Source organism: Nocardia exalbida NBRC 100660 (genome assembly GCF_000308575.1).
In the GTDB taxonomy this organism is placed as follows: domain Bacteria; phylum Actinomycetota; class Actinomycetes; order Mycobacteriales; family Mycobacteriaceae; genus Nocardia; species Nocardia exalbida.
Genome location: NZ_BAFZ01000164.1, coordinates 62,175 through 87,066, shown reverse-complemented (window position 1 = coordinate 87,066; position 24,892 = coordinate 62,175). Strand labels below are relative to the sequence as shown.

The window sequence follows — 24,892 nt, the reverse complement described above, 5'->3', positions numbered from 1 at the left end:
GGTCGCCGCCGGTCAGGCGATGCCCGGCCCGGCGTCGCCGCGCTCGCCCTCGAGCCTGTCGATCTCACGCTCGACCAGCTCGAAGGCTTCGGCGTGGCCGCCGGACATGCCGAGCGCCCGCTCCAGCACGACCACGCGGGAGACGCTCGTCATCAGCACGGCCATGGCCGCGGGCGGAAAGCGCGAGGTATCGAATTCGTATTCGTTCAGAATTCGCTGCAAAACCTCGGTCTGGATGCTCCGGAATCGCTCCGCGTAGCCGGCCACCGCCTCTCGTATCGCGGGCCGATGGTTGGACAGTCCGACGAATTCCATGGTGAAGCGCACCGCCGTCGCGTCGGTGCTGAAATGCCACAGCGCGCGCAGTGGTTTTTCCGTTTTCATCATCTCCGCCTGGAGTTCGAGTCCTTGCTCCGCGCGGCGCCGGAAGATTTCGAGCAGCAGTTCGTCCATGGATCGGAAGTAGTAGTGCACCAGTTGCGGTTTGAGTCCGGCGCGCTCGGCCACCCGGCGGGAGGTCACCGCCGCCCATCCCTCTTCCAGCAGCAGCTGTTCGGCGGCGTCGATCAGGACGCCGCGATTCTTGGCGTCGGGTGCTCCGATCCTGCGGGACGATGGCATCCACCGGCCTCCTTCGGGAATATTCGGTCATCGGATCAATTCGTATCGTAGTACCGCGAGCCGGTTCTATTGACGCATTGTCCACTCTCGTGCTATGCATGTGCACAGCAGGGTGCTGAGCACCCGCTCGGCACTTGGCATCCGCGCCGGTCGATCCGCTGCGGTCTCCTGATGCCGGGTGGTGCCAGACAGCGGACGCGGGTAGTCAGGAGGCTCGTAACGGGGTCACGGTGAGCGGCGGTCGATCGGGGCGCCGATTCCGTGACATGCGCATATCGTCGCGCGTCGGCTCGAGTAAAACAATACGTTTTCGGAAACGAATTGCCGTTTCCGCGAAACTTCGACGATCAGAGTGGTGGGGACGCTCCGCCACTCTATTTGTACTTTCGTCATCCTGCCGTTCATCAGTTTTTTCGTGCTCGATCGAGTCGCCACAGTCCGTTCGTCCCGCTATTGACTCGTGATGTAACGGCACGCACAATAGCGATGTGACGCTTCGTCGCCGGAGTGAGCTCGGGGCGAAATTCGACTCGGACAGCCGAGCCGACATCCCGGGAACATATTCTCGACGCTCCGGAAGCGTGGCAGTCACTGGACCGTTCGAATGTCCGGCCATTCCTCGTACCGCAGTGCGGGGAGCTCGCGTGGAATAAACCTGTTTCGGATCATTCTCGCGCGCTCGTCCACGGATGCCGGCCCGAAGAGTTTCGAGATCGATGATGATTCCCCGCGAGACCGACGCGCGCGAGAACACGCGTGCGGCCGCCGACAGCGGCGTCTCGTCGGCGACCCGGGAGATCACCGCGTGGTTCCGGGGCTATCTGCGCCGTCATCCCGTCACCGCCCTGGAAACCGTCGGCGGCCAGTTCGTGCTGGGCGTGCGCGCACTGCAATACCTGTGCGTGGACGTCGTGACCGGACGGTTCGCGTTCGCCGAGTTCGTCCGCCAAGCCGCGTTCATGGCCTCGGCGGCCGTACTGCCGACGATCTTCGTGTCGTTGCCGATCGGGGTGACGCTGTCGATCCAGTTCGGCCTGCTGGCCGGGCAGGTCGGCGCCACTTCGCTCGCGGGGGCGGCGAGCGGCCTGGCGGTCATCCGGCAAGGGGCGCCGATGGTGGCCGCGCTGCTCATGGCCGCCGCCGTCGGGTCGGCGATCTGCGCTGATCTCGGCTCCCGGAAGATCCGGGAGGAACTGGACGCCATGGAGGTGATGGGGGTGTCGGTGGTGCGGCGGCTGGTCGTACCGCGCTTGGCCGCCGCGGTGGTCGTCGGCGTGTCGCTGACCGGTGTCGTCTGCTTCGTCGGCTTCCTGGCCGGATACCTGTTCAACGTCTTCGTCCAGAGCGGGGCGCCCGGTAGTTTCGTGACCACCTTCGCGTCGTTCGCGACGGTGAGCGACCTGGTGCTGACACTGTTCAAAGCCGTCGTCTACGGCGCCATCGTGGCGGTCGTCGCGTGCGAGAAGGGACTGTCCACCAAGGGCGGCCCCGCGGGCGTGGCCAACTCGGTCAACTCGACCGTGGTGGCCTCGATCCTGCTGTTGATGACCGTGAACGTCGGCGTCACCCAGCTGTCGATGATCCTGCTGCCCCGGCAGGGGTTGTGATGGCCGCGCCGTATCGCCCGCCGGGGACCCGCGTCGCGCTGCGCGGGCTCGCTCGGCTGGGTACCGCTGTCATGCGCCTCGGGCACATGATGACGTTCTTCCTGCGTGCCTCGCTGTCGATCCCGGTGATGCTGCGCCACTACCGAACCGAGTTCGTGCGCATCCTCTCCGATGTCACGTGGGGCAACGGTTCGATCGTCGTCGGTGGCGGCACGGCGGGCGTCATCATCGTGCTGGGCGCCGCCGGTGGGGCCATCGTGGGCCTGGAAGGCTACAACGCCTTGCATCTGCTCGGAATGGAGCCGACGGTCGGGTTGATCGCCTCGACCGCCTCCACGCGGGAACTGGCTCCGATCATGGCCTCGCTGGCGTTCGCGGCCCAGGCCGGTTGCCGGTTCACCGCGCAGTTGGGCGCCATGGGCATCGCCGAGGAGATCGAGGCGATGGAGTCGATGGGGATTCGCTCGATCCCGTATCTGGTCAGCACCCGGATCCTGGCCTCGGTACTCGCGATGATCCCGCTGTATGTGGTGTGCCTCGCGGTGAATTATCTCGCGGTGCGCGTGGTGGTCGGGCTGTCCGGAGGGCTGTCCGCGGGGACCTACGAGCACTACTTCCAACTGGTGCTCAACGGACCGGACATCGTCTACTCCTTGCTCAAGGCGGTCGTCTTCGTGGTCCTCACCTCGACCGTCCAGTGCTACTACGGCTTCTACGCCGCCGGTGGCCCGCAAGGGGTCGGCATCGCCGCCGGGCGGGCGATGCGCGCGGCGATCTCGCTGATGATCGTCGTCAATCTGCTGCTCACGATTGCGCTCTGGGGCATCGGCGCCAGCGCGAGGCTCGGAGGATGACCATGTCGATCCTGTTCGAGAAAGACGGGCGCGGCCCCTCGGCGCTCGCGCTGCTCTTGCGCGGACTGGTTCTCGTCGTGGTCACCGTGGCGGTCGTGACGGTGCTGCTGGCGAAGTCCACCGGCCGTTTCGACGACAAGATCGAGGTGACCGCCCTGCTGGAACAACTCGGCGACGGGCTGCCCGCCCGGTCGGACGTGAAATTCCGCGGCATGCTGGTCGGCACCGTGGCCGAGGTCGCGCCTGCCGCCGGCGGTCCCAACCGGGTGCGGCTGCTCCTGGATCCCGTTGCCGCGGCAGGGATCCCGCGAACGGTGACCGCGCGGGTGGTCCCGAGCAATGTCTTCGCCGTGTCGTCGGTCCAGTTGGTGGACAACGGTCCCGGCTCCGCGCTGCCCCCGCATGCCGAAATCCGCCAGGATCGCGGTCTGTCGACTGTGCAGTTGCAGACCGCCCTCACCAAACTGCGCGAGATCATCGCGAGCGCGGCGCGGATCGGCGCGAGCAACACCGTGGGCGTGCTGGCCGCGGTGGCGACGGCGACCGACCGCCGTGGCACCGACATCGTCGCGGCCGGCGCGCAACTCGAGCGCATCACCAGGGAATTCGACGCGCTGCTCACCGCGGACGGCGGGCCGCCGACGCTGACCGTGTTGGCCGGCGCCGTGCGCGCCCTGAACGCCTCCGCGCCCGATCTGCTGGACGCGCTGCACCACGCCGTCCTGCCCATGCGAACCTTCGCCGAGCAGAACCAGCAACTCGTCGGGCTGCTGTCGGCCGGTGGCACGACCCTGTCCTCGGTCGGTGACACGCTGGACCGGCGCACCGATCAGATCAGCACCGTGGTGAATCAGATGGGTCCGGTGCTCGACGTCTTCGCCGACGGCTCACCGGCTTTCGGGCCGATCGTGGTCCGGATCAAGAAACTGTCCGACCTGTGGTTCACCGAGTTCTGGAACCAGGACAGCCCGCGCGGGCGCGGCAAGTTCCAGTTCCGGTTCACCCCGCACACGCCCTACACCAGGGCCGACTGCCCCCGCTACGGCGAACTGGCCGGAGCCAGTTGCAGCACCGCCCCCGACGCCGCGCCCACCCAGGAACTGCCACCGGCCATGGATCCGCGCACCTACCCGTCCCCACCGGATCTGCCGCCGGACCTCCAGGAGCTGATCCGCCGCGTCCTGAGCGGAGAAGCCGACGGCGCGGAATCACTGCTCGCGCCGTTGCTGGGTGACGGTCCCTTCCCCGGCGGAGGTGCCCGATGAGCTATCGCCGCTCCCTGATCGGGGTCAGCCTTTTCGTGGCGGCCGCCGTCGCCCTGCTGTGGGTCACCTTCGTGACGTTGGACCGCGGAATCGATGGCGGGACCGATCCGTACTCGGCGGTGTTCAGCGACGTCAGCGGCTTACGGGTGGGCGACGACGTCCGCATGGCCGGGGTCAGGGTCGGTCGCGTCGACAAGATCGAGCTGGACGGCACGCGAGCCCGGGTGCGGTTCCGGGTCGACGACGCCCAGAGGCTGTCCGGCAACACCAAGGCGTCGATCACTTACCAGAACGTTATCGGCCAGCGGTACCTCGGCCTCTCGCCTGCCGATTTCGGTGACCCGTCCCCGCTGCGGCCGGGCGGGGAGATCCGGCTCGAGCACACCGAACCCTCCTTCGACATCTCCGCGTTGCTCAACGGATTCGAGCCGCTGTTCGGCGGACTCGACCCCGCCCAGGTCGACAATGTGACCGGTGCACTGATCAGGGCGTTGCAGGGGGACAACACGTCGGTGGTGCTGCTGATCGAGCAGGTCTCGACACTGGCCCGGTCGCTCGCCGGACCGGATCAGGTACTGGGCGCGGTCATCACCAACCTGAACCAGGTGGTGGGTGATCTCGCGGTGCACAGCGGAGAGGTGAGTGCGCTCATCACGCGATCGCGCGCGGTCATCGACGGCCTGGCACTGCACCGCGACGAACTGCTCGGCACGCTGAGCACCGCGGCGACCCTGACCGACCGGATGGCGGGCGTGGTCGCGGGCGTGCAACCGGAACTCGACGAAATGCTCTATCGCGAACCGGGTTTCACCCGGCACTTCATGGACAACAAGGAGAACTTCGCCTACCTGGGCTTCAACCTGCCCGCCCTGATGAAGGGCCTCGCCAGGGTGAGCCAAGAAGGCGCCTATCTCGACACCTATCTGTGCAATTTCGGCGTCGACCTGATCCCGAGCCTCGCCACGCTCGTGCCCACGATCGTGGGGCTCGCGTCCGCGACCGGGCAACCCCAGCAATCACCGATCTGCAGGTGACAGTATGAAATCGAAAGAGTTCGCCGCACATACCATTCGGACGTTACGGCAGCCGATCGAGTCGCACCGGCGCAGTGTGCTCGGCGTGCTGGCGCTCGCGGCGCTGCTGGCCGTCCTGGCCGCCGCGCTGGGGTTCAACGCGCTGGGCGTCGGCCGGGTCTCCTACGAGGTGGAATTCGCCCAGGCGGCGGGCCTGCGCCCAGGCGACTCGGTCACCATCGCCGGTGTACCGGTCGGGACCGTCGAGGCGCAACGACTGGCCGGCGACCACGTGGTGGTCACGGTGGCGGTCGACGAGAACGTGGCGCTCGGGGCGGAGACCGGCGCCGCGATCAAGCTGACCACCTTGCTCGGCGCCCGTTACGTGGAACTGCGGCCCGCCGGGCAGGGCGTACTGCCCGGACGACGGATAGCGCTGCGCCACACCGCCGTCCCCTATGACCTGCAGCAGGCCCTGGAGAACGCCACGGTCACCTTCGAGCAGATCGACGCGCAGCAGATCAGCAAGTCGCTCGACAGCCTCGCCACCCAGTTGGACGGGGTGCCCGCGGTGCTGCCAGGACTGCTGGAGAATATGCGCGCGCTTGCCACGATCATCGGCGATCGCCGCGGCGAGCTGGGCGCGCTGCTGGCGGGGACGCAGCGGTTGACCACCGTGGTCACCGAGCAGCGCGGCGACCTGGCCGCGATCACGGCGCAGGGCCGCGACCTGCTCGGCGAGATCGTCGCCCGCCGCGACGCGATCGAGCGGCTGATGGACGGCACCCGCCGCCTCGCCGACCAGCTGCGCGTGCTGGTCGTCGACGACCGGCCGAAGCTCGAGGAACTGATCACCGGCTTGAACGGACTGCTCGGCAGCTTGGCCCGCAACGACCAACTGCTGCGGAGCACCTTGGAAATCCTGCCCGTCCCGGTGCGAAACTTCGCCAACGCCTCCGGCACCGCGAACGAAGTCGACTTCACCGCACCGGCAGGCCCGCTGATCGACTCCTGGATGTGCGCCATCAGCAGCCGTGCCCCCGGAATCGACCTCCCGCCCTATTTCGAGGACTGCCGATGAGAGCGCTATCAGTCTTGGTCCGGTTCGGCGCGGTGCTGCTGGTCGGCGCGTCGGCCGGATGTGCCGGTGACGCGGTGGACGACACCGGCACGACCGTGACCGCAGCGTTCGACAACGGGGCCGGCCTGTACGTCGGCAACGCGGTGGCCGTACTCGGCATGCCGGTCGGTGAGGTCACCGCGGTGCGGCCGCACGGCTCGCACGTCGAGGTGACCATGCGGATCGACGCCGAGGTCGACATCCCGGCCGACGCGAAGGCCGTCACGTTGTCGACCTCGGTCCTCACCGACCGCCACGTCGAGTTCACGCCGGCCTACCAGGGCGGTCCCACCCTGGCCGACGGCGCTCGGATCGGACTCGATCGCACCAGGACGCCGGTCGAGTTCGACCGCCTGCTCGGGGCCGCCGACCGAATGGGCGGCCGATTGCAGGGCGCACGGCCGGGCGACGGTCCGATCGCCGAGCTGCTGGGCGTCTCCGCGGCGATCACCACCGGCAGCGGCCCGCAACTGCGCCGGACCATGGACGAACTGGCCGACGCGATGCGCCTGGGCGACGACGGCGGCGCGCAGGTCCGCGACGCGATCACCGGGATCGTGGACCAACTGGCCGTCCTGGCGCGCGCCGCCGCCGACAACGAAGGTGTGATCCGTGAATTCGGCGGCGCCACCGCGCAATTGGGCGATGCGCTGGCCGATCTGAACATCGGCGCGGGGGAGACGGGCGCGCAGATCAACCAGATCCTGCTGCAAGCGAACGATCTGCTCACGCACAACGCGGAGAGCATCCGGTCCACGGTGGCCGACGCGAACACCGTGACGCGCGCGCTCGCCGACTACCGGCGTGAACTGGCCGAGTTCATCGATGTGACGCCGCTGCTGCTGAACAACGCGTACAACGCGGTCGATTTCCCGTATCGCGGAGTGCGGGTGCACGCGCTGCTGGACAAGGTGTTCTTCGACGGTCAGCTCGTCAAAGAGGTGTGCAACATCTTGGGCTTGCGCCAACTCGGCTGTGCGACCGGAACTTTGCAGGACTTCGGTCCGGACTTCGGGATCACCGACATGCTCGACGCGATGTCGAGGTTGCCGCGATGACGAACTGGAGACTCGGGATGCGCGCCGCGGCACTCGGCGCGGTGCTGGCGACGACGACGGCGTGCTCGGTGGGGCTGGAGGACCTCCCGTTGCCCGCGCCCGGCGTCGGCGGCGCGAAGTACACCGTCCACGCCGACTTCGCCAACGCGCTGAACCTGCCCGCCAAGGCGAAAGTCCGGCTCTCCGGGGCAGACGTCGGCGAGGTGACCGGCATGGCGGTGCGCGACTTCACCGCCGTCGTCACGATGGGCATCGACCGAGGCGTGGTCCTGCCGCTCGGGACGCGCGCGGAGCTGCGCACCGCCACCCCGCTGGGCGATGTCTTCGTCTCGCTGACGCCGCCGCCGGACGCCACACCCGCGACCCCCGCCCTGCGTGACGGCGACAGCATCGCCCGGGATGCCACGGCTGCCGCCGCGACCATCGAGGAGTTGCTGACCACCGCCGCGCTGCTGGTGAACGGTGGCGCGATCCGCAATCTCACCACTCTCGTCAACGGACTCGGGCAAGCGGTCGGCGACCGTGGTGAGCGGGTCGGCGCCTTGATCGAGCAGTCCACCCGAGTGGTGCGGGCACTGGCCGCCCGCTCGGAGGACATCCGCACCACCCTCGCCCAGATCGACGAGCTGACCCGGCAGGTGCACGCCCAGCGTCGCACCATCGACGATGTGGTCTTCGCGGCGGGCCCCGCGCTGACCACGCTGCAGGACAACGCGCGGCAAGCGCTGGCACTGGTCCGGCGGGTGGATCAGATCAGCGGCCGGCTGGAGAAGTTGCCGGGGCTGAACGGCGCCGCCACCACCGGTATGGTCGCCGACATCAACCGGATCGCCGCGGAACTCAACGCCGCCGCGACCGACCCGAACGCGAGCGTGGCGGCGATGAACGCGATGCTCGGACCGGTCATCGCCGTGACGAGCAGCACCTCGGCGAGCGTCGACGCCGACATGCGGGATCTGGCGCTCGGCGTCCTGCCGGACCCGAACCATCCCGGTGATCCGGCCAGCCGCCTGCCGGACGCGCGGGATTGGGAAGCGTTCGTGGGCAGCCTCACCTACACACTGCTGAAGCTCCAGCAACGGGTGACAGGAACCGGCCGATGAGCACGCGCGCGGCGGCGCTGGAACTGCCGGCGCGCGTGCTGGTGACGGTCGTGCGCGCGGGACGAGCCAGGCGCTCGGGCCTTTCGGCGGGCGCGCTGGTGCTCACCCTGGTGGTGGGCGTCGGCTATCTGATGTTCGGCGCGCTCGGCGTGGATCCGGCGGCAGCGACGATCACGGTGCGGGTGCACCTCGCCGATTCCGGCGGCCTGCTGGCCGGTCGGCAGGTGACCTTGCGCGGAGTACCGATCGGCCGGGTCGAATCGGTGGAGTTGACCGGCACCGGGCTGGTCGCGGTCGCCGCCGTCGACGCGGCCATCCGGGTGCCCGCCGACGGGGAGGTGCGCGTGGCGAGCCTGTCCCTGGCCGGCGAGCAATACCTGGACTTCCGCCCCACCCGCGACGACGGGCCGTACCTCACCGACGGCGCGGAGATCGCCGTCGAGACCACCACGACGCCGACGCCGCTGTGGAAGACGCTCTCCGAATTGGATTCGGCACTGGCCCAGGTGGATCCCGCCCAGCTGGCGGCCATCGTGGACGAACTCGGCGTGAGCCCGGCGGGGCCGGGCAAGCTCGCCGATATCGTCGACGGCGGCGTATTCCTGGTCTCCACCCTGGATTCGGTGCTCCCGCAGACGGTGAGCCTGTTGCGGGACAGCCGGTCGGTGCTCGCGACCGTCCGTGATTTCGGTCCGGGTCTGATCGAGTTCGCGGGCAACACGAATGCCTTGCTGAGCGGCGTCGAGAAGAAGTCCGGTGGTTACGCCGAATTGCTCGGCGCCGCACCGGGAACCCTGCGTGCGCTCGAGGCGGTGCTCGCGGAGAATTCGGGCGCGGGCGCCGCGCTGCTGGAGAACCTGGCGGTGGTGGCGGACACGACATCCAAGCGAGTGCCCGCTCTCCAGGAGTTCTTCTTCCCGACCGAGCGCGCCGGTTCCACGCTGGACGCGATAGGCGTGGCGTTCCACGACGGCGGCGTCTGGGGATTGGTGAATCTGTACCCGCGCCGCAGCTGTGATTACGACCTGCCGCGCCGTCCGCCGTCCTTGCCGGACTTCCCGGAGCCCTATCTGTACACGTCGTGCCCCGACCACGATCCCTCGGTGCTGATCCGCGGCGCGCGCAATGCGCCACGTCCGGCGGGAGAGGAGATCCCGGACGGCCCGCCGCCGGGCGTGCGTGCCGGCCAGCAGGCCACCCCCACCCCGATCGGGCCGCTGTCGCTTCCGCTCACGTTCGCGGGACCGCCGCTGCCGCCCCCGCCGCCCGCGCCGCGACGATGACCGGCCGCGGCCGCGGCCGGCCTGACAGTGCACACCCACCACAAGCGAGGAGTCATCATGAGCCACAGTGATACCGCGACCTCGGTAGCGACCGAGCAGAAGCTGTCGAACGCCCCGGACGAAGCCGAGGAGGCGGCCGAGGAGACGGCCGCCGTGACGGATCCGGCTCCGGCCGAGCAGCCTGCCGACGGCGACGCCGCCGAACGGCAGCCGAGCGCGTCCGCGCGACCGGGCCTGCTGTCGCGCGTGACCCCGCTGATCCGGCGGGCCCTACTGCCCGTCACCGCCGCCGTCGCGGTCGCCGCCATAGCGGCGGCGGCCGTCCTGGGCTGGCAGCTGAAGAAGGAACGCGACGTGGACGCCGCGGCGGCGGCCGGGCTTTCCGCGGCCCGCTCGTACGCCATGACGCTGACCAGTGTGGACTCGGGCACCCTCGACCGTGATTTCGCCGCCGTACTGGACGGCGCGACGGGCGAGTTCCGGGATATGTACACCCGCTCGAGCGGCCAGTTGCGCCAGCTGCTGCTGGAGAACAAGGCGACCGGGAAGGGAACGGTGCTCGACGCCGCGGTCAAGTCGGCGACGGAGACGAAGGTCGAAGTCCTGCTGTTCATCGATCAGACGGTGACCAATTCCGCCTCGGCGGATCCGCGAGTGGATCGCAGCCGGGTCGAGATGACCATGGAACTCGTCGGAGGCCGCTGGCTGGCGAGCCGGGTCTACCTGCCCTGATCCCCGCTCCACCGCGCGAGCGAATCGCTTCGCGGCCGCGTGAGAATGATCTTCGCTCTAGAAGAGAATAATGTTATCCTTTCGCTAAGTAGCTTCTATCACCCAGGAGTGCTCTCGATGACTGACTTCGATTCGGTCGACTACTTCACCGATCCGGCCGTCGTACCGGATCCGCATCCGTACTTCGATCACCTGCGGGCCAAGTGCCCGGTGACGCGGGAATCGCGGTACGGGGTGTACGCGGTGACCGGATACGAGGAGTCGACGGAGGTGCTGAAGAACTCGGAGGTCTTCTCTTCCGCGATCGCCGTGGGAGGTCCGTTCCCGCCGTTGCCGTTCGAAGTCCAGGGCGACGACCTCACCGAGTTGCTCGAACAGCACCGCAGCCAGTTGCCGATGTTCGAGCACATGGTGACGATGGATCCGCCGCAGCACACCTACGCGCGGTCGTTGCTGAACCGGTTGCTGACGCCGGCGCGGCTGAAGGAGAACGAGGACTTCATGTGGCGGTTGGCCGACCGCCAGCTCGACGAATTCCTGGAGCGCGGGCGGTGTGAATTTCTCGCCGAATACGCCAAGCCGTTCTCGTTGCTGGTCGTGGCCGACATGCTGGGCGTGCCGGAGGAGGACCACGAAGACTTCCGCATCGCCTTGGGCGCCGAGCGTCCGGGGTCGCGGGTCGGCGCGCTGGACAAAGAGGTCGTGTCGAGCAATCCGCTGGAGTGGCTGGACGAGAAATTCGGTTCGTACATCAGCGATCGTCGGCGCGAGCCGCGCGACGACGTCCTGACGTCGCTGGCGCTGGCGAAGTACCCGGACGGCTCCACACCCGAGGTCATCGACGTGGTGCGCTCGGCGACCTTCTTGTTCGCCGCCGGGCAGGAGACCACCGCGAAGTTGCTGGGCGCGTCACTGCGGGTGCTGGGCGATCATCCCGAGGTGCAGGAGCGGCTGCGCGCGGATCGCAGCCTGATTCCGGTGTTCATCGAGGAGTCGCTGCGGATGGATTCGCCGGTCAAGAGCGGTTTCCGCCTGGCGAAGCGCGCGACGACCATCGGCGATATCGACATCCCGGTGGGTTCGACGGTGATGTTCTGCCCCGGCGCGGCCAACCGGGACCCGCGGCGATTCGAGAATCCGCACGAATTCCGTTTGGACCGGCCGAATTTCCGCGAACACATGGCCTTCGGGCGTGGGGTGCACTCCTGCCCGGGCGGCCCGCTGGCTCGGGTCGAAGGGCGCGTGTCGATCGAACGCATCCTGGACCGGATGCTGGACATCACCATCGACGAGCAACGCCATGGCCCCGCGGGGGAGCGGCGCTACAGCTACGAGCCCACCTACATCCTGCGCGGGCTCACCGACCTCCACATCACCTTCACGCCCAACTCCTGAAGCAGGGGTAACTCCCCGCTCTCGGGCGATCTCACGAACCAGCCTTTTCGGCGGAACAACGAATAGAGGTAACCATGACCGGACGGGTCGAAGGAAAGGTCGCGTTCATCACCGGTGCTGCGCGTGGCCAAGGCCGCAGCCACGCGGTGCGGCTGGCGCAGGAAGGCGCCGACATCATCGCCGTCGACGTGTGCAAGCAGCTCGACAACGTGCCCTTCTCGATGTCCACCCCCGAGGATCTGGCGACCACCGCCGATCTGGTCAAAGCCGAAGGCAGGCGGGTGTTCACCGCCGAGGTGGACGTGCGCGACTTCGACGCGCTGAAGACCGCCGTCGACAGCGGCGTGGAGCAGCTCGGCCGGCTGGACGTCATCGTCGCGAACGCGGGTATCGGCAACGAGGGCGGGCAATTGCTCGACCTCGAGGAGAACCTGTGGGACGACATGATCGACGTCAACCTGGGCGGCGTGTGGAAGACCGTGAAAGCCGGTGCGCCACATCTGATCGCGGGCGGCCGTGGCGGCTCGATCGTGCTCACCAGCTCCGTGGGCGGCCTCAAGGCGTACCCGAACGTGGGTCACTACGTCGCCGCGAAGCACGGCGTCGTCGGTCTCATGCGAACCTTCGCCGTGGAACTCGGCCACCACTCGATCCGGGTCAACTCGGTGCATCCGACGCACGTGAACACGCCGATGGTGATGAACGAGGGCACCTACAAGCTGTTCCGCCCCGATCTGGAGAACCCGGGCCCCGCCGATCTCGAGCCGATCTGCCGGATGTTCCACACTTTGCCGATCCCGTGGGTGGAGCCGGTCGACATCAGCAACGCGGTGCTCTATCTCGCTTCGGACGAGTCCCGTTTCGTCACCGGTGTTCCGTTGCCGATCGACGCGGGCAGCATGCTCAAGTGAAAGGCGGCTGCGCGTCACGCCGCTACGCCCGGGGGTGAGAACGGTTTGCGGTACGGCCTCTGTGTGCCCTGCCTCGGCGACTTCGCCGAACCGCGTCAGGTGGCCGACCTGGCTCGATGCGCGGAGGAGGCCGGGTGGGACGGCTTCTTCGTCTGGGACCACGTCGTATTTCCCTACGGCGCCGTCGAAGTCGCCGATCCCTGGGTGCTGCTCACCCTGATCGCGAGTTCGACCGAGCGCATCCGCCTCGGCCCGTTGGTGACGCCGGTCGCGCGCCGCCGCCCCGGCACGCTGGCCCGGCAGACGACCTCGCTGGACCGGCTCTCCCGCGGCCGCTTGGTGCTCGGCGCCGGACTCGGCTTCACTCTCGAGGCCGAGTACGGCACCTGGGGCGAACCGGCCGAGCCACGCGCGGTCGCCGAGCGGTTGGACGAAGGGCTGGCTCTGCTCACCGCGCTGTGGTCCGGTGCGGAGGTCGACTTCCACGGCACACACCTGTCGGCCGATGCCGTCACGTTTCTGCCGACCCCTGTGCAACGCCCTCGCCCGCCGATCTGGATCGGCGGCAACTGGCCCAATCGCTCGCCGCTACGGCGTGCCGCCCGCTGGGACGGTGTCGCCCCGATGATCATCGGTTCCGACGGGTCGTTCGGACCGACGCCGCGGATCGTCACCGAACTGGTCGGCGCGGTCGCCGGACATCGCACCGACGGGTCCGCGTTCGACGTCGTCATCACCGGCCGGACGCCCGCCGACCGCCCCCAGGCGGCCTGTGCCACGGTCGAAGCCATCGCGGCGGCGGGGGCGACCTGGTGGCTGGAAGGCTTTCATCCCGGCCCGGGAGAGTACGCGCAGGCACTGCGCCGCGTGACCGCGGGTCCGCCGCGCCGCGGCAGGTCATCGCGGACCCGGCGCCGAGAAGAAGGAACCAGATGACTCATACCCGGCCCGGGGCGGGCCCGGGCGAAGACGCGACGAACGCCATCGAGGACACGGCCGCGCCCGGCGAGTCCTCGGTGACGCGAATGCTCGAGATCTTCGATGTCGTTCCCGTCGGCGTGAACACCTTCACCGGCGCCGGTGACGGCGGATCGCGCAAGGTGGTCGACGGCACCCAGCTCCTCGCGCAATCCCTCGTCGCGGTCGCGAAACGGTTGCCCGGCAGATCGATCCGGTCGGCGCACGCCATCTTCACCCGTGTCGTCGATCCGGACGAGCCCCTCGAGTTCGTGGTCGACGTGACCCACGAGGGACGTTCGATGGCCGCGGCGGCGGTGACGGTGCAGCAGCACGGTCGCCGCTGCGCGTCGGTCGCCGTCCTGGCCGACACACCGGCAGCCGATGTCATCCGGCATCACGCGCCACGACCGCGAGTCGCCGGGCCGGACGAGGCGATCGTGGCCGAGATGCCGATGACGGGCCGCGAGATACGGATCGTCGGCGTCGCCGATGTGAACGACCCCGCGGAGGTCGGCCCGCCCGAGTTGTCCGCCTGGCTGCGCTACGAACCGGTTCCGGTCCGCGACGACCTCGCCAAGGCCCTGCTCGCCCACTTCACCGGTCACCTCTCGGTCTCGGCGACCATGCGCGCGCACGCGGGTGTCGGCACCAGCCAGGCGCACCACACCCTCTCGACCGCGGTCATGACCGTGACGGTGAGTTTCCACGAGCCGGTCGGGTGGGACGGCTGGCTGCTGTACTCCCACGAGAGCACGCAGGTGGGCGGGGGCATGTCGTATGTCCGTGGCCAGGTGCACACCGAGGACGGTCGCTTGATCGCCTCGTTCACCCAGGAGGCGATGATCCGCCCGCTGCGCCGGGAACACGCCGCGATCCCGGCGGCCGCGCGGCTGTGACCGGTCAGGCTTCGGAAAGGAATCCTCGGATGGATGAACAGCGGACCGCCGCGGAGGTCGAGCACTCCGGTTTCGCGGCCAGACCCGACTATCGCGTCGACATCCACCGCCGCCGCAACCTCGTCACGGCCCGGCTCGGCGACCGGCTCGTCGCCGAGACGACGCGGCCCCTGCTCGTCGACGAGCAGGACCACGGTCTGGTGTTCTATTTCCCCCGCGAGGACGTGCGGGTCGCGCTCCGGCGCGACGACGCGCGCAGCAGCCGATGCCCGTTCAAAGGGCAGGCGACCTACTGGCGTTTCGACGGCGACGGCGACGGCGACGGCGACACCGCCGTGTGCTGGAGCTACGACGACCCGATCCGCCAAGTGGCGCGCCTGAACGGGCACGTCGCCTTCTATCAGGACCGGGTACAGGTCTGCGTAGGCGTGGCGACTCCGGCGGTCCTGGGAGTGTCCGCCCGGGCCTGAGCGCTCCCCGGTTCCGGTGCTCAGTGCAGTATGAGAGCAAAGTTCTCGAATATGAGAATTCGACTTCGAACTGACGCTGTCGGCTTCTATGCTGAGCGCGTGTCGAACACACCTGCTTACAAGGTCGTCCAATGGACCACGGGAAATGTCGGTAAGAGTTCGGTGCGAGCCATCGCGGCCAATCCGCTGTTCGAACTCGTCGGCTGCTACGCCTGGTCGTCGGACAAGGTGGGGCGCGATGCCGGCGAGTTGTGCGGTATCGAGCCGCTGGGAGTCACGGCCACCGACGACATCGAGGCGCTGCTGGCGCTGAAGCCGGATTGCGTGGTCTACAACCCCATGTGGATCGACGTGGACGAACTGGTCCGCATCCTGTCGGCAGGGGTCGATGTCGTCGCGACCGCTTCGTTCATCACCGGCCACAACCAGGGAGACAGCCGCGACCGGATCGCCGAGGCATGCCGCCGCGGCGGCTCCACCATGTTCGGTTCCGGCATCAGCCCGGGGTACATCAACCTGCTGGCAGTGGTGGCCGCGGGCATCTGCGACCGGGTCGACAAGGTGACCATCGACGAGGCCGCGGACACCACGTTCTACGACTCGCCGGAAACCGAGAAGCCGGTGGGGTTCGGCAGGCCGATCGACGATCCCGCCCTGCCCGCGATGACCGCGCACGGCACCGGCGTGTTCGGTGAGGCCGTACGACTGATCGGCGACGCTCTCGGTGTCGAACTCGACGAAGTGCGCTGTGACGCGCAGTACGCGCAGACCACCGCCGATCTCGATCTGGGGTCGTGGACCATCCCGGCGGGGTGTGTCGCCGGCGTCCACGCGAGCTGGAAAGGGCGAGCAGGCGACCGGACCCTCGTCGAGATCAACGTCCGCTGGCGTAAGGGGCAGACGCTCGAGCCCGATTGGCGGATCGAGCAGGACGGGTGGGTGCTGCGAGTCGATGGCCGTCCGACGGTGCAGAACGTCGTCAGCTTTCTGCCGCCCCCCGATTTCCAGGCCGAGACGATCGCCGATTTCATGACCCTCGGGCACATCATGACCGCCATGCCGGTCATCAACGCCATTCCCGCCGTTGTCGCCGCCGCCCCGGGCATCGTGACCTACAACGACTTGGCGCTCATCCTGCCTCGCGGCGTGGTACCCCAGGGCTGAGGCCGTTCACCTGCCGAAAACGCGGGCGGTGGCCAGCGTGGTGCGCCGATTGTCGTTGCCGGTGTCGCGCACTTCGACCCGGCCCAGTCCCTCGTGCAACCGCGCGTCGGCGACCACGGGGCCCACCCGGGCGCCGAGCACATAGCGCAGGCCGAGGAAAGCAAGGCTGTCGCCGGGGGCGAGCGAGAGCACCGCCTCCTCCGCGGCCAAAGCGAGCAGGCCACCGTTGATGGTGTCGGAAGCATTGAGACCCTCGGCCGACCGCGGCAGTACCACCGTTCCGGGGGCGACCCGCAGGCAGCCGGCGCGCTCGGCCAACGGCATCGGCAGCCGCTCCGCCGTGGGCGGCAGTTCGACGCTCAGCCGCGGCGGCAACTGCACGTCCGGATCGGGCGCCACCATGAAGGAAGCGGCCCCCAGGGCGATCGGCTCGGCGTCGACGCTGAATTCGAACTCAGCACGCCCGAGTGGGCCGCCGGGGGGTGTCGTCGGAGGCGATGGCGGCATACGGCTCGGCGCAGCCGAGGGAGCGCGGTGCCGAAAGCCGGAGTTATGCCGGTTGAGGGCTGGCGTCCGAGGCCCGTGCCTCACGGTTGACCGCGAACACCGGAAATCTGTCCCCGCGGGAACGTGCCCGGAACCGCACACGGACCGGCTCCGTGGAAGAGGGTGGCAGTTCGCCATGGATCGTCGTGTACAACCACGGACCTTCATCGAGTTCCACGATGGCGACCGTGGAGCGCTCGACCTCGGCGCGTGGATTCGCGGCGCACTGCAACACCCGCCACGACACGACCGATCCGGTGCCGGAGCACGGAACCCAGGCCAGATCAGCGGATCGGCAGGACGAACACGCGTCGAACAGGGGTGCCAGCAGACGGCCGCAGCATTCGCAACGCCTGATCATCAGCGTTGCCTCTCGTCGAGCGGAGGGGCAGTCACCGATGTTTCCGGTGTGCTTCGGATCGCGCTGGTACATAGAGCCTCGAAATCATCGTGCTGATGTCACCGACCATGTCAGCCTCTCGTAGGCGTGGTACACCGCACGACGGCCGATCGGCCGGGGGTATACCTATTTTTCGCCACCCCCGGCCTCTGATATTCACCGCGGTCGAGCGCGGCAAGTCGCGACGACCAGCAGGTCGGCGCCCGGAAAGCCCCGGTTTCGGAGGCGCCGACGCCGTGGCAGGGCGAAGGCCCCGCGCCCTGCCGCCGCACGCGTCCGGCTCACAGCCGGGGCATGACCTCGGCCGCGAAGAGCTCCATCATCGCCGCGGCGTCTTTCGCCCCGACCATGAACACGAACGAGGAGATGCCCTGCTGGGCTCGTTCGCCCAGTCGATCCACCAGCATGGCGGGCGTCCCGATGTAACCGTCGTCGACGCCGAACGCCGCGGCGGCGAAGCGGCGGCCGACGCGCGCCCGCAACACGGGGAGATCGCGCTCGTGCGCGGCCACCGCCAAGACGGCCTGGTGCGATCTGCGGATCAGGCCCGGGTCCCGCTCGATCCGTGCGCATTCCTTCTCCAGCACACCGGTGAGCGCGGGCCAGTCGCGCAGTCCGTAGGTGGGCACGTTCCAGACGTCGGCGTAACGAGCGACCAGGGGCATGGTGTACTTCGGCCCCGCGCCTCCGATGTGGATCGGGGGCCGCGGCTGCTGGACCGGTCGCGGCCGATTGGGCATCTCGGTCACCTGGTAGTGACGGCCCTGGAACGACGTGCGCTCGGAGGCGAACATCCGGGTGATGATCTCGAGCGCTTCGCCGAGCCGTTCGGCTCGGTCCGCGGCCGACCCCCAGGGCAGGCCCGACCGCCGGTGCTCCTCGCGCACCGAACCGCTGCCGAGGCCGAACTCGAGCCGCCCTCCGGAGATCAGATCGAGGGTGGTGGCCATGCGGGCGAGTAGCACCGGATGCCGGAAGTTGTTGCACAGCACCAGGGCGCCGACACGCAGAGTGGTCGTGTCGGCGAGCAGCGCGGTAGCGGTCGTCCACGCCTCGAGCGCCGGATGGTCGGGGAGCCCGGGGGCGTAGAGGTGGTCGAACAACCACAGCGTGTCGAAGCCCGTCCGCTCGGTGGTTCGCGCGAGGTCCCGCAGCGTCTCGTATTCCGGGACGATCTGCGGAACGTAGATCCCGAACTCCATTCCTGTGGGAGTTGCGGCCCTCCGGTGCGGCGGCACCGGCTCGAGGCGCGGCGGGTGCGACGTCATGCGACCACCTCCCACGAGCTTGCGACCTGCGCTCCGGCCCAAGACCTCTCCGGACACATATGTCCGGTTATATCACCGTCCCGGTGTGGCCGCGCGAGTGTCGCGCGAACCGGGCCTACCGGCAGACCGCGCGCATCGTGATCCACGCGCTCGTCGCCGGCAGTCTCATGATGGTCCCGGTCATCGAGACCGCGGCCGGGCGTCCGGAAGCAGCGGACGTACCGCCGTGGCTTCGGGGCCGCGCTTGCGCATGGTGGCGGTGAAGAGGACGGGCTGGCCGGCGTACAACGACTTGTATCCCGTCGTCTCGATACTGGTGTACTCGACGAAGACCTGCGTGGGATCGTCGGCGGGCTGAAGGAATCCGAAACCCTTCTCGATGTTGAACCAGACCACCGTGCCGCGGCGCCAGAAATCCGCCGCGGTCCGGTGGTGGGGCAGGCCGGTCACGAAAGGATCGTCCGGGTCACGCGGCGTCGGGCAACGGATCGGTGTGCATGATCCGCTGCCACCAGGCGTCCAGCGGGCTGGGGTCGGGCCAGACGACCGAGGCTTCGGGGGAAACCTCGGTTCCGGACTCGGCCGTTGCGAGCAGCGGGTCGTGCCGTTCGGTCGATGTCATGATCGGGTGCTCCATCAGGTGTTCCGTTCGCAAGGATAACCTCTGTGCGGTAACGCCTTTCGCGTTCCGGCCGGGTACGGGCCCGGGATCCCGGGCCCGCTTCTCCGCGGCCGGCTCAGGCGTCGATCGCCTTGTGTCCGTTGCCGCGACCGATCTCGATCTTGCGCGGCTTGGCCTTCTCCGCGACCGGAATCGTCAGCCGCAGTACGCCGTCGGTGTAATCGGCGCGAATCTTATCGGTGTCGAGGTTCTCGCCCAGGAACAGTTGACGGCTGAACACGCCGCGGGCACGTTCAGCAGCGATCATCTCACGGCCCGAGTCGAGTTCGGGACGGCGGGCGCGCACCGTCACCACATTGCGCTCGATATCCAGGTCCAGGGATTCGGGGTCGATGCCGGGCAGGTCGAACTCGACGACGAACTCCTCGCCCGCGCGCCAGGCATCCATCGGCATCACCGCGGGATGCGCCTTCGTGCCGAACACCTGCTGCGTCAGACGGTCCAGATCGCGGAACGGATCGGTGCGCATCAGCATGGTCGCCACCTCCACTCACTCCATTCTCCGTAGTAGGGGCCAGATAACCTCTGTTACCTGACATAGATTTTTTATAGCATCGAGAGAAGTTGAGCGCAAGGCGCTAAACTAGGAAATCTGTTGGGCAACTCGAAGTGAGGATGGATGACGCGGGAGAGGGGCGACTCGGGGCATCTGCCGGATCCGGGCCAAGCGGTGTACGGGATCTCGGTCGCTGCCGGCCTGGCCGGAATCGGCGTGCAGACGCTCAGGCTCTACGAGCGTCACGGGTTGCTGACTCCAGCGCGCAGCGACGGGGGCACCCGCCGCTACAGCGGCAACGACCTCGCCCGGTTGCGGCGGATCACCGACTTGGTCGCCACGGGCGTGAACCTGGCCGGGATCCGCCGCATTCTCGACCTCGAGGACGCGAACGCCGACCTGCACGCGGACAACGACCGGCTGCACGCCGACAACGTCCGGTTGCGGGACGCGCAGGACAACGCGCCCGGCCGCGCTTAGGCACGGAAGCTATTCCGAGAAGTGGGTGCGCAGATCGACCACCGTGCCGGAATCGCCGGTGGTCACGGTGACGTCCGGAATGAGCGCGCGGATCAGCGGCATGCCGCGCCCGCGCAGCGGATCCGCCTGCGGTTCGGGTTGTTTCCATCGGCCGCTGTCGGCGATGGTCACCCGGAGTTCGTCGCCCTCGATCGATGCGCGCAAGCGGACCACGCCGCCGTCGCCTTGATGGCCGTGTTCGACGGCGTTGGTACACGCTTCACCGACGGCCAGCAGCACGTCGTAGGCCGGGGCGGCCGCCATCCCGCACTTGGTGAGCCATTCCTGGAGGGTATGCCGGACGGTCGCCAAGTGCACCGCCTCGGCAGCGAAATCCAACTCCAGGGGCGTCACGGCGTTGGGTAGCGGGACCCGCTCGCCCGCGCTCACGAGCGCGCACCAGCCGCCGGGATCGGAGTGCGTCTCTCGCGGGCCGGTCGTCCCGTCGTCGTGCCGTGCCAAGGGCGTCGATGCGCCGTCACCTCGTTACCTCCCTGTCGGGGATCGGTGCGCTGTACCCGTCACGCCGAGCACGTGGACCGTCATCGGGCTCGGCGGCCGTGTTCGCCGTGCGTGTGCCATGCTCCCCGAGGCTATACCCAGTTGATCATTCCCCATTCATCCCGGGTGGCGGCCGGGAAGATCCGGCCCCCGGCCATCGCGCGGCATCCGTAAAACGCTGTGCCACAGCCCGGCAGAGCCGGCGCGGTATCGCGAGGGAACGCCGCTACAGGTTTTGGCGCGGCAGCCGGACGACTTGGACGAAGAAATCGTCGATCTGCTTGATGGCGGCCACGAACTGATCGAGGTCGACCGGCTTGGTGACGTACGCGTTCGCGTGCAGCCGGTAGCTGCGCAGGATGTCCTCTTCGGCCGCGGAGGTGGTCAGCACGACCACCGGAATGTGCGCCAGATCGGGGTCGGCTTTGATCTTCTCCAGCACCTGCCTGCCGTCGTACTTGGGCAGGTTCAGGTCGAGCAGGATCAGGTCCGGCCGCGGCGCGTCCGGGTACCGGCCCTGGCGGTAGAGGAACTCGAGCGCCTCCTCGCCGTCCCTGGCGACATGCAGGGTGTTACCGATCTTGTTGTCCTCGAAGGCCTCTCGCGTCATCAGCTCGTCGCCGGGATCGTCCTCGACGAGCAGGATGTCGATCGGCTGGCCGGGGGAGGTCATACGGTGGCTCCTTCGGGGGCGGGAATGTCGGCGGTGCGGGCGGTGGTGTCGGCGTCGGCGGTACGCACCGTGAAGCGGAAGCGCGTGCCCGCGGTGTAATCGGTATCGATCCAGATCCGGCCGCCGTGATACTCCACGATCTTCTTGCACACGGCCAGCCCGATGCCGGTTCCGCTGTACTCCTCACGATTGTGCAGCCGCTGGAAGATGACGAACACCTTCTCGGCGAATTCGGGCGCGATCCCGATGCCGTTGTCGGAGACCGACAGCAGCCAGCCGCTGCCGTTCTCACCCGGCTCGCAGGTGATCTCGATCTCCGGTGGGTGATCGGGCCGACGGAACTTGATGGCGTTGGCGATCAGGTTCTGCCACAGCATCGTCAGCAGCGTCGGATCGCCGATGATCTCGGGCAGCTCCTCCGGGCGCCGGATCCGGGTGTCGGTGTCATCGATGGCCGTGGAGAGATTGGTCAGCGCCTTGTCCAGGGACTGGCCGAGGCCGGTGGGTTCGGTGCGGTCGGTGATGCGGCCCACGCGGGAGAAGGTGAGCAGGTCGTTGATGAGCACCTGCATCCGCTTGGCGCCGTCGACGGCGAAGTCGATGTACTGCTTGCCGCGTTCGTCGAGTTTGTCGCCGTAGCGCTTCTCCAGCAGCTGGCAGAACGACGCCACCTTGCGCAGCGGCTCCTGCAGATCGTGTGAGGCGACGTAGGCGAACTGCTCCAGTTCGGCGTTGGAACGGCGCAGTTCCACGGCCTGCAGGTCGAGATCGGTCTTCTGCTCGGCGAGCACGGCTTCCTGAGCGCGTGAGGATTCCAGCTCGGCGACGATCCGGCGGCGCATGCTCTCCACCGCCTGCGCGACGGTCGCCAAGTCGGCCGGACCGTGCACGTCGATGTGATGATCGAAGTCGCCGCCCGCCACCCGCAGCGACGCGTCCGTCAAGGAGCCGAGGGGGCGGGCGATCAAGCGCCGGACCAGCACGGTCAGCACCACACCGGTCAGCAGGAACGCGATGACCATTCCGGCCAGCACGGCGTCCCGGACGGTGCGGGCGTGCGCGAGCTCCTCTTCGTCGTGGGCGATGGCCGCCTCGAGACCGCTGTTCTGGGCCTCGAAGCGCGTCCGGAGTTCGTCGAACAGCGGCTTACCGCGGGTGGGGGTGGAAGGCTCGAGGCCGCGGGTCGCCCCGGAGGTCAATCCCGCTACCAGCGGCTCGGCGTACTCGGTGCGCCAACGCTGCGCGGTCTGCTCCACGGCGTCGAGGTCGTCGAGCAACGGTTGGCGGTCGGCCAGCAGCTCCCGCAAGCGGGCGACCGACTGCGCCTCGTCCCGGGTGCCGTCCCGGTAGGGCTGCAGGAACTGCGGGTCGGCGGTGATGCCGTAGCCGCGCAGGCCGGTCTCCTGGTCCACCAGGGCACTCTGCAACTTGTAGGCCTCGGCCGCCGCGGGCAACGACTTGTCGAGCAGCCGATCGGCTCCCCGGTTGGTCTGTGCGATCACCTGGGCGCCCGCCACGGTGCCGATGATCACCACCAGCACCATCGAGGCGAGCACCAGCTGAAACCAGGCCTGGGCGGTCAGTCGCGTGCTCAGGGGCGGCCGCCCGGTCTTCGTCGTCATCGGTTCTGATCCTGTCCTCGCCCGTCGCGGTGCCATCCCAGATACAGGATGGCGACATCGTCGTCCAAACCGCCGGACTCTCCCGCCAGTGCCTCGACGCGGCCGATCAGCTCGTCGACGAACCAGTCGGGATCCGCGGCCCGGACGGCGCGGGCGACCTCCATCAGTCCTTCCTCGCCGAGACGTTCCTGCTCGGTCCCGACCCTGCCCTCGAACAATCCGTCGGTGAACACCATCAGCCCGGAGCCCAGCGGCAGGTCCACATCGTGCACGGGCCACTCGGCGCGACCGGGCAGGAAGCCGAGGGCAGGCCCGCCGGGCACCTCGACCCAGGTCAATCCGGAGGCCGAGCGCTGCAACATCCCCGGGTGCCCGGCCCGCAGCACCTGAGCCCGGCGCTCGCCCGGATGCAACATCAGGCTGGTCACCGTCGCGAAGGTCTGCCTGCCGGTGCGTTCGGCCAGCAGGACCTGTTCGAGCAACCGCAACTGCCGCGCCCCGGTCACCCCGCTCAGCACCAGCGTGCGCCACGCCAGGCGCAACGCCACACCGGTCGCCGCCTCGTCCGGACCGTGCCCGGACACGTCACCGATGACGGCGTGCACCGTGCCGTCCGAGTCCTGCACCACGTCGTAGAAATCGCCGCCGAGCAGCGCGTGGGCCCGGCCGGGACGGTAGCGCGCCACCACGTCGACGACCCGCTTGCCGCGCAGTAGCGGAGTGGGCAGCAGGCCGCGTTCCAGCCGCGCGTTCTCCTGCGCGCGCATATTGATCGCCTGCAAGGCCGCGCTGGTGCGCTCGGCTTGCTTGCGCTGGATCGCATAGCGCACGGCCCGCCCGAACAGCTCGGGCTCGACCCGGCCTTTGACCAGGTAGTCCTGGGCTCCCGCCGCGACCGCGGCCAAACCGGTCTGTTCCTGATCCAGACCGGTCATCACCACGATCGCGACCTGGTCGGTGTGCCGGCGGATGCGTTCTACCGCCTCGAGCCCTTGGGCATCGGGCAGATGCAGGTCCAGCAGCACACAGTCGGGCTCGGCGGTGGCCAGATGCTCGGCGGCCTCCGCCAGCGACCGGACCCAGTGCAACTGCAAGCCGGGCGCGCCGTCCACGACCAGTTCCTCCACCAGCAGCGCATCCCCCGGATCGTCCTCGATCAGCAGCACGGAAGGTTGCTGCCACGGCCAATCCGCGTCCACGATCACTTCGGGATCGTCGTCTGTCCCGTCACGCCGCACGGACAGCACCGGTCGCGGGTCCGATTGTGGCAGAACGAATGACAGCACGATTGCCGTCGTCGGCGAACACCGACAACCCGGCCTCCGATCACCATGGGGCGGCACCAGCGCACGCCGACTATCTCCGCGGCCGTTTGCTGGACCGAGAAACAGTCAAGATCGTATCCGATCCGACATCTGACCGAGACATGACCGTGCCGACCTGCGCGGAGGGGGAAGCTGCCGAAAGGATGGCGCGGCTGATCAGACCGTGGTGCCGGTGAGCCGCGCGGTGTCCCGCTCGGCCCCCAGGACCGCGCCGTCACGACGCGGGGAACGGAGCTCCGCCAAGCTGCGGGCGACGACCGTGGCATGAACCGCGATGACGGCAAGGGAGGCCGAGCCGATCACAGCAAGAAGCACAACCACGACAGATACCGGTCCTTTCGGGTGCGAGCGGGCCGGTTGCCCGCTCGATCGGGTGCCGAGTTCGCGTCGCCGACCCCGGCGGGCGCG

The 24,892-nt window shown here is 68.5% G+C and carries 29 protein-coding genes; 17 read left to right on the top strand and 12 right to left on the bottom strand.

Translation table 11 applies throughout. The annotated features are described in order from the left end of the window. Positions 1-12: 12 nt before the first annotated feature. Positions 13-621 carry a TetR/AcrR family transcriptional regulator gene (locus ON29_RS32625; RefSeq protein WP_040872059.1) on the bottom strand — a complete coding sequence of 203 codons (609 nt, stop codon included), beginning with the start codon at positions 619-621 and terminating at the stop codon, positions 13-15. 719 nt (positions 622-1,340) lie between these two features. Between ON29_RS32625 and ON29_RS32620 the strand changes: the two genes are divergently transcribed. The 15 genes from ON29_RS32620 (at position 1,341) to ON29_RS32550 (ending at position 16,452) form a co-directional block, all read left to right on the top strand. Then, positions 1,341-2,228, top strand: a complete 888-nt coding sequence (locus ON29_RS32620) for an MlaE family ABC transporter permease (RefSeq protein ID WP_083864228.1) — start codon at positions 1,341-1,343, stop codon at positions 2,226-2,228. Next, positions 2,228-3,082: an ABC transporter permease gene (locus ON29_RS32615; RefSeq protein ID WP_040872058.1), complete on the top strand. Its 855-nt coding sequence runs from the start codon at positions 2,228-2,230 to the stop codon at positions 3,080-3,082. Before ON29_RS32620 ends, ON29_RS32615 begins: the two co-directional genes overlap by 1 nt. Next, positions 3,079-4,347, top strand: coding sequence for an MlaD family protein (locus tag ON29_RS32610; RefSeq protein WP_245549306.1), 1,269 nt, complete (start codon positions 3,079-3,081; stop codon positions 4,345-4,347). The genes ON29_RS32615 and ON29_RS32610 overlap by 4 nt, the downstream gene beginning before the upstream one ends. Next, on the top strand, positions 4,344-5,381 hold the full coding sequence (locus ON29_RS32605; RefSeq protein WP_040872057.1) for an MlaD family protein: 1,038 nt from the start codon (positions 4,344-4,346) through the stop codon (positions 5,379-5,381). Before ON29_RS32610 ends, ON29_RS32605 begins: the two co-directional genes overlap by 4 nt. A gap of 4 nt (positions 5,382-5,385) precedes the next feature. Continuing rightward, positions 5,386-6,441, top strand: coding sequence for an MCE family protein (locus ON29_RS32600; protein WP_040872056.1), 1,056 nt, complete (start codon positions 5,386-5,388; stop codon positions 6,439-6,441). After that, positions 6,438-7,538, top strand: a complete 1,101-nt coding sequence (locus ON29_RS32595) for an MCE family protein (RefSeq protein ID WP_085994986.1) — start codon at positions 6,438-6,440, stop codon at positions 7,536-7,538. Before ON29_RS32600 ends, ON29_RS32595 begins: the two co-directional genes overlap by 4 nt. Continuing rightward, complete coding sequence (locus ON29_RS32590) at positions 7,535-8,641, top strand: MlaD family protein (protein WP_245549304.1); 1,107 nt, start codon at positions 7,535-7,537, stop codon at positions 8,639-8,641. The genes ON29_RS32595 and ON29_RS32590 overlap by 4 nt, the downstream gene beginning before the upstream one ends. Beyond that, positions 8,638-9,924 carry an MlaD family protein gene (locus ON29_RS32585; protein ID WP_040872054.1) on the top strand — a complete coding sequence of 429 codons (1,287 nt, stop codon included), beginning with the start codon at positions 8,638-8,640 and terminating at the stop codon, positions 9,922-9,924. The genes ON29_RS32590 and ON29_RS32585 overlap by 4 nt, the downstream gene beginning before the upstream one ends. A 57-nt stretch (positions 9,925-9,981) precedes the next feature. After that, on the top strand, positions 9,982-10,656 hold the full coding sequence (locus tag ON29_RS32580) for an Rv1363c family protein (RefSeq protein ID WP_245549302.1): 675 nt from the start codon (positions 9,982-9,984) through the stop codon (positions 10,654-10,656). Between the two features lie 117 nt (positions 10,657-10,773). Beyond that, the gene (locus ON29_RS32575; protein ID WP_051175867.1) at positions 10,774-12,051 is read left to right on the top strand and encodes a cytochrome P450; all 1,278 of its coding nucleotides are present in this window, start codon (positions 10,774-10,776) and stop codon (positions 12,049-12,051) included. Between the two features lie 74 nt (positions 12,052-12,125). Continuing rightward, positions 12,126-12,962: a mycofactocin-coupled SDR family oxidoreductase gene (locus tag ON29_RS32570; RefSeq protein WP_040872052.1), complete on the top strand. Its 837-nt coding sequence runs from the start codon at positions 12,126-12,128 to the stop codon at positions 12,960-12,962. 63 nt (positions 12,963-13,025) lie between these two features. Next, positions 13,026-13,898 carry an LLM class flavin-dependent oxidoreductase gene (locus ON29_RS32565; protein ID WP_245549300.1) on the top strand — a complete coding sequence of 291 codons (873 nt, stop codon included), beginning with the start codon at positions 13,026-13,028 and terminating at the stop codon, positions 13,896-13,898. An 89-nt stretch (positions 13,899-13,987) separates the two neighbouring features. Then, the gene (locus ON29_RS32560; protein WP_063825397.1) at positions 13,988-14,818 is read left to right on the top strand and encodes an acyl-CoA thioesterase; all 831 of its coding nucleotides are present in this window, start codon (positions 13,988-13,990) and stop codon (positions 14,816-14,818) included. A 29-nt stretch (positions 14,819-14,847) separates the two neighbouring features. Beyond that, on the top strand, positions 14,848-15,288 hold the full coding sequence (locus ON29_RS32555; protein WP_040872051.1) for a DUF427 domain-containing protein: 441 nt from the start codon (positions 14,848-14,850) through the stop codon (positions 15,286-15,288). A gap of 99 nt (positions 15,289-15,387) precedes the next feature. Continuing rightward, positions 15,388-16,452, top strand: coding sequence for an NAD(P)H-dependent amine dehydrogenase family protein (locus ON29_RS32550; protein WP_040872050.1), 1,065 nt, complete (start codon positions 15,388-15,390; stop codon positions 16,450-16,452). Positions 16,453-16,458: 6 nt separating this feature from the next. Here ON29_RS32550 and ON29_RS32545 read toward each other — a convergent pair whose 3' ends face one another. Both ON29_RS32545 and ON29_RS37405 read right to left on the bottom strand, forming a co-directional pair. Continuing rightward, entirely contained in the window at positions 16,459-16,854 is a 396-nt protein-coding gene (locus ON29_RS32545; RefSeq protein ID WP_174371888.1) for a hotdog family protein, read from the bottom strand. Between the two features lie 148 nt (positions 16,855-17,002). Next, positions 17,003-17,233, bottom strand: coding sequence for a PhlB family protein (locus tag ON29_RS37405; protein ID WP_245549308.1), 231 nt, complete (start codon positions 17,231-17,233; stop codon positions 17,003-17,005). Between ON29_RS37405 and ON29_RS37400 the strand changes: the two genes are divergently transcribed. After that, positions 17,178-17,483, top strand: a complete 306-nt coding sequence (locus ON29_RS37400) for a hypothetical protein (RefSeq protein WP_245549312.1) — start codon at positions 17,178-17,180, stop codon at positions 17,481-17,483. The genes ON29_RS37405 and ON29_RS37400 overlap by 56 nt on opposite strands. Before the next feature lie 196 nt (positions 17,484-17,679). On the opposite strand, the gene ON29_RS32535 is transcribed toward ON29_RS37400, so the two are convergent. The 4 genes from ON29_RS32535 to ON29_RS32525 all read right to left on the bottom strand — a co-directional run bounded on the left by ON29_RS32535 (position 17,680) and on the right by ON29_RS32525 (position 19,823). Beyond that, entirely contained in the window at positions 17,680-18,666 is a 987-nt protein-coding gene (locus tag ON29_RS32535; RefSeq protein WP_085994985.1) for an LLM class flavin-dependent oxidoreductase, read from the bottom strand. A gap of 180 nt (positions 18,667-18,846) precedes the next feature. Beyond that, positions 18,847-19,116: a cold-shock protein gene (locus ON29_RS32530; protein WP_281032586.1), complete on the bottom strand. Its 270-nt coding sequence runs from the start codon at positions 19,114-19,116 to the stop codon at positions 18,847-18,849. Between the two features lie 16 nt (positions 19,117-19,132). Continuing rightward, positions 19,133-19,288 (bottom strand): hypothetical protein, encoded by a 156-nt coding sequence (locus tag ON29_RS36300; RefSeq protein ID WP_157172993.1) that lies wholly within the window; start codon positions 19,286-19,288, stop codon positions 19,133-19,135. A 115-nt stretch (positions 19,289-19,403) separates the two neighbouring features. Continuing rightward, on the bottom strand, positions 19,404-19,823 hold the full coding sequence (locus ON29_RS32525) for an Hsp20/alpha crystallin family protein (RefSeq protein ID WP_040872081.1): 420 nt from the start codon (positions 19,821-19,823) through the stop codon (positions 19,404-19,406). A 144-nt stretch (positions 19,824-19,967) separates the two neighbouring features. Here ON29_RS32525 and ON29_RS32520 point away from each other — a divergent pair, with 144 nt between their 5' ends. Further along, on the top strand, positions 19,968-20,324 hold the full coding sequence (locus ON29_RS32520; protein ID WP_040872048.1) for a MerR family transcriptional regulator: 357 nt from the start codon (positions 19,968-19,970) through the stop codon (positions 20,322-20,324). A 9-nt stretch (positions 20,325-20,333) separates the two neighbouring features. Here ON29_RS32520 and ON29_RS32515 read toward each other — a convergent pair whose 3' ends face one another. The 5 genes from ON29_RS32515 to ON29_RS36295 form a co-directional block, all read right to left on the bottom strand. After that, positions 20,334-20,825 (bottom strand): ATP-binding protein, encoded by a 492-nt coding sequence (locus ON29_RS32515; RefSeq protein WP_040872047.1) that lies wholly within the window; start codon positions 20,823-20,825, stop codon positions 20,334-20,336. Positions 20,826-21,090: 265 nt separating this feature from the next. Next, positions 21,091-21,537: a response regulator gene (locus tag ON29_RS32510; RefSeq protein WP_040872046.1), complete on the bottom strand. Its 447-nt coding sequence runs from the start codon at positions 21,535-21,537 to the stop codon at positions 21,091-21,093. Next, positions 21,534-23,159, bottom strand: a complete 1,626-nt coding sequence (locus tag ON29_RS32505; protein ID WP_051175863.1) for a sensor histidine kinase — start codon at positions 23,157-23,159, stop codon at positions 21,534-21,536. The genes ON29_RS32510 and ON29_RS32505 overlap by 4 nt, the downstream gene beginning before the upstream one ends. Next, on the bottom strand, positions 23,156-24,397 hold the full coding sequence (locus tag ON29_RS32500) for a PP2C family protein-serine/threonine phosphatase (protein WP_373283951.1): 1,242 nt from the start codon (positions 24,395-24,397) through the stop codon (positions 23,156-23,158). Before ON29_RS32500 ends, ON29_RS32505 begins: the two co-directional genes overlap by 4 nt. 243 nt (positions 24,398-24,640) lie before the next feature. Further along, the gene (locus tag ON29_RS36295) at positions 24,641-24,805 is read right to left on the bottom strand and encodes a hypothetical protein (RefSeq protein WP_157172992.1); all 165 of its coding nucleotides are present in this window, start codon (positions 24,803-24,805) and stop codon (positions 24,641-24,643) included. Between the last annotated feature and the right edge of the window lie 87 nt (positions 24,806-24,892).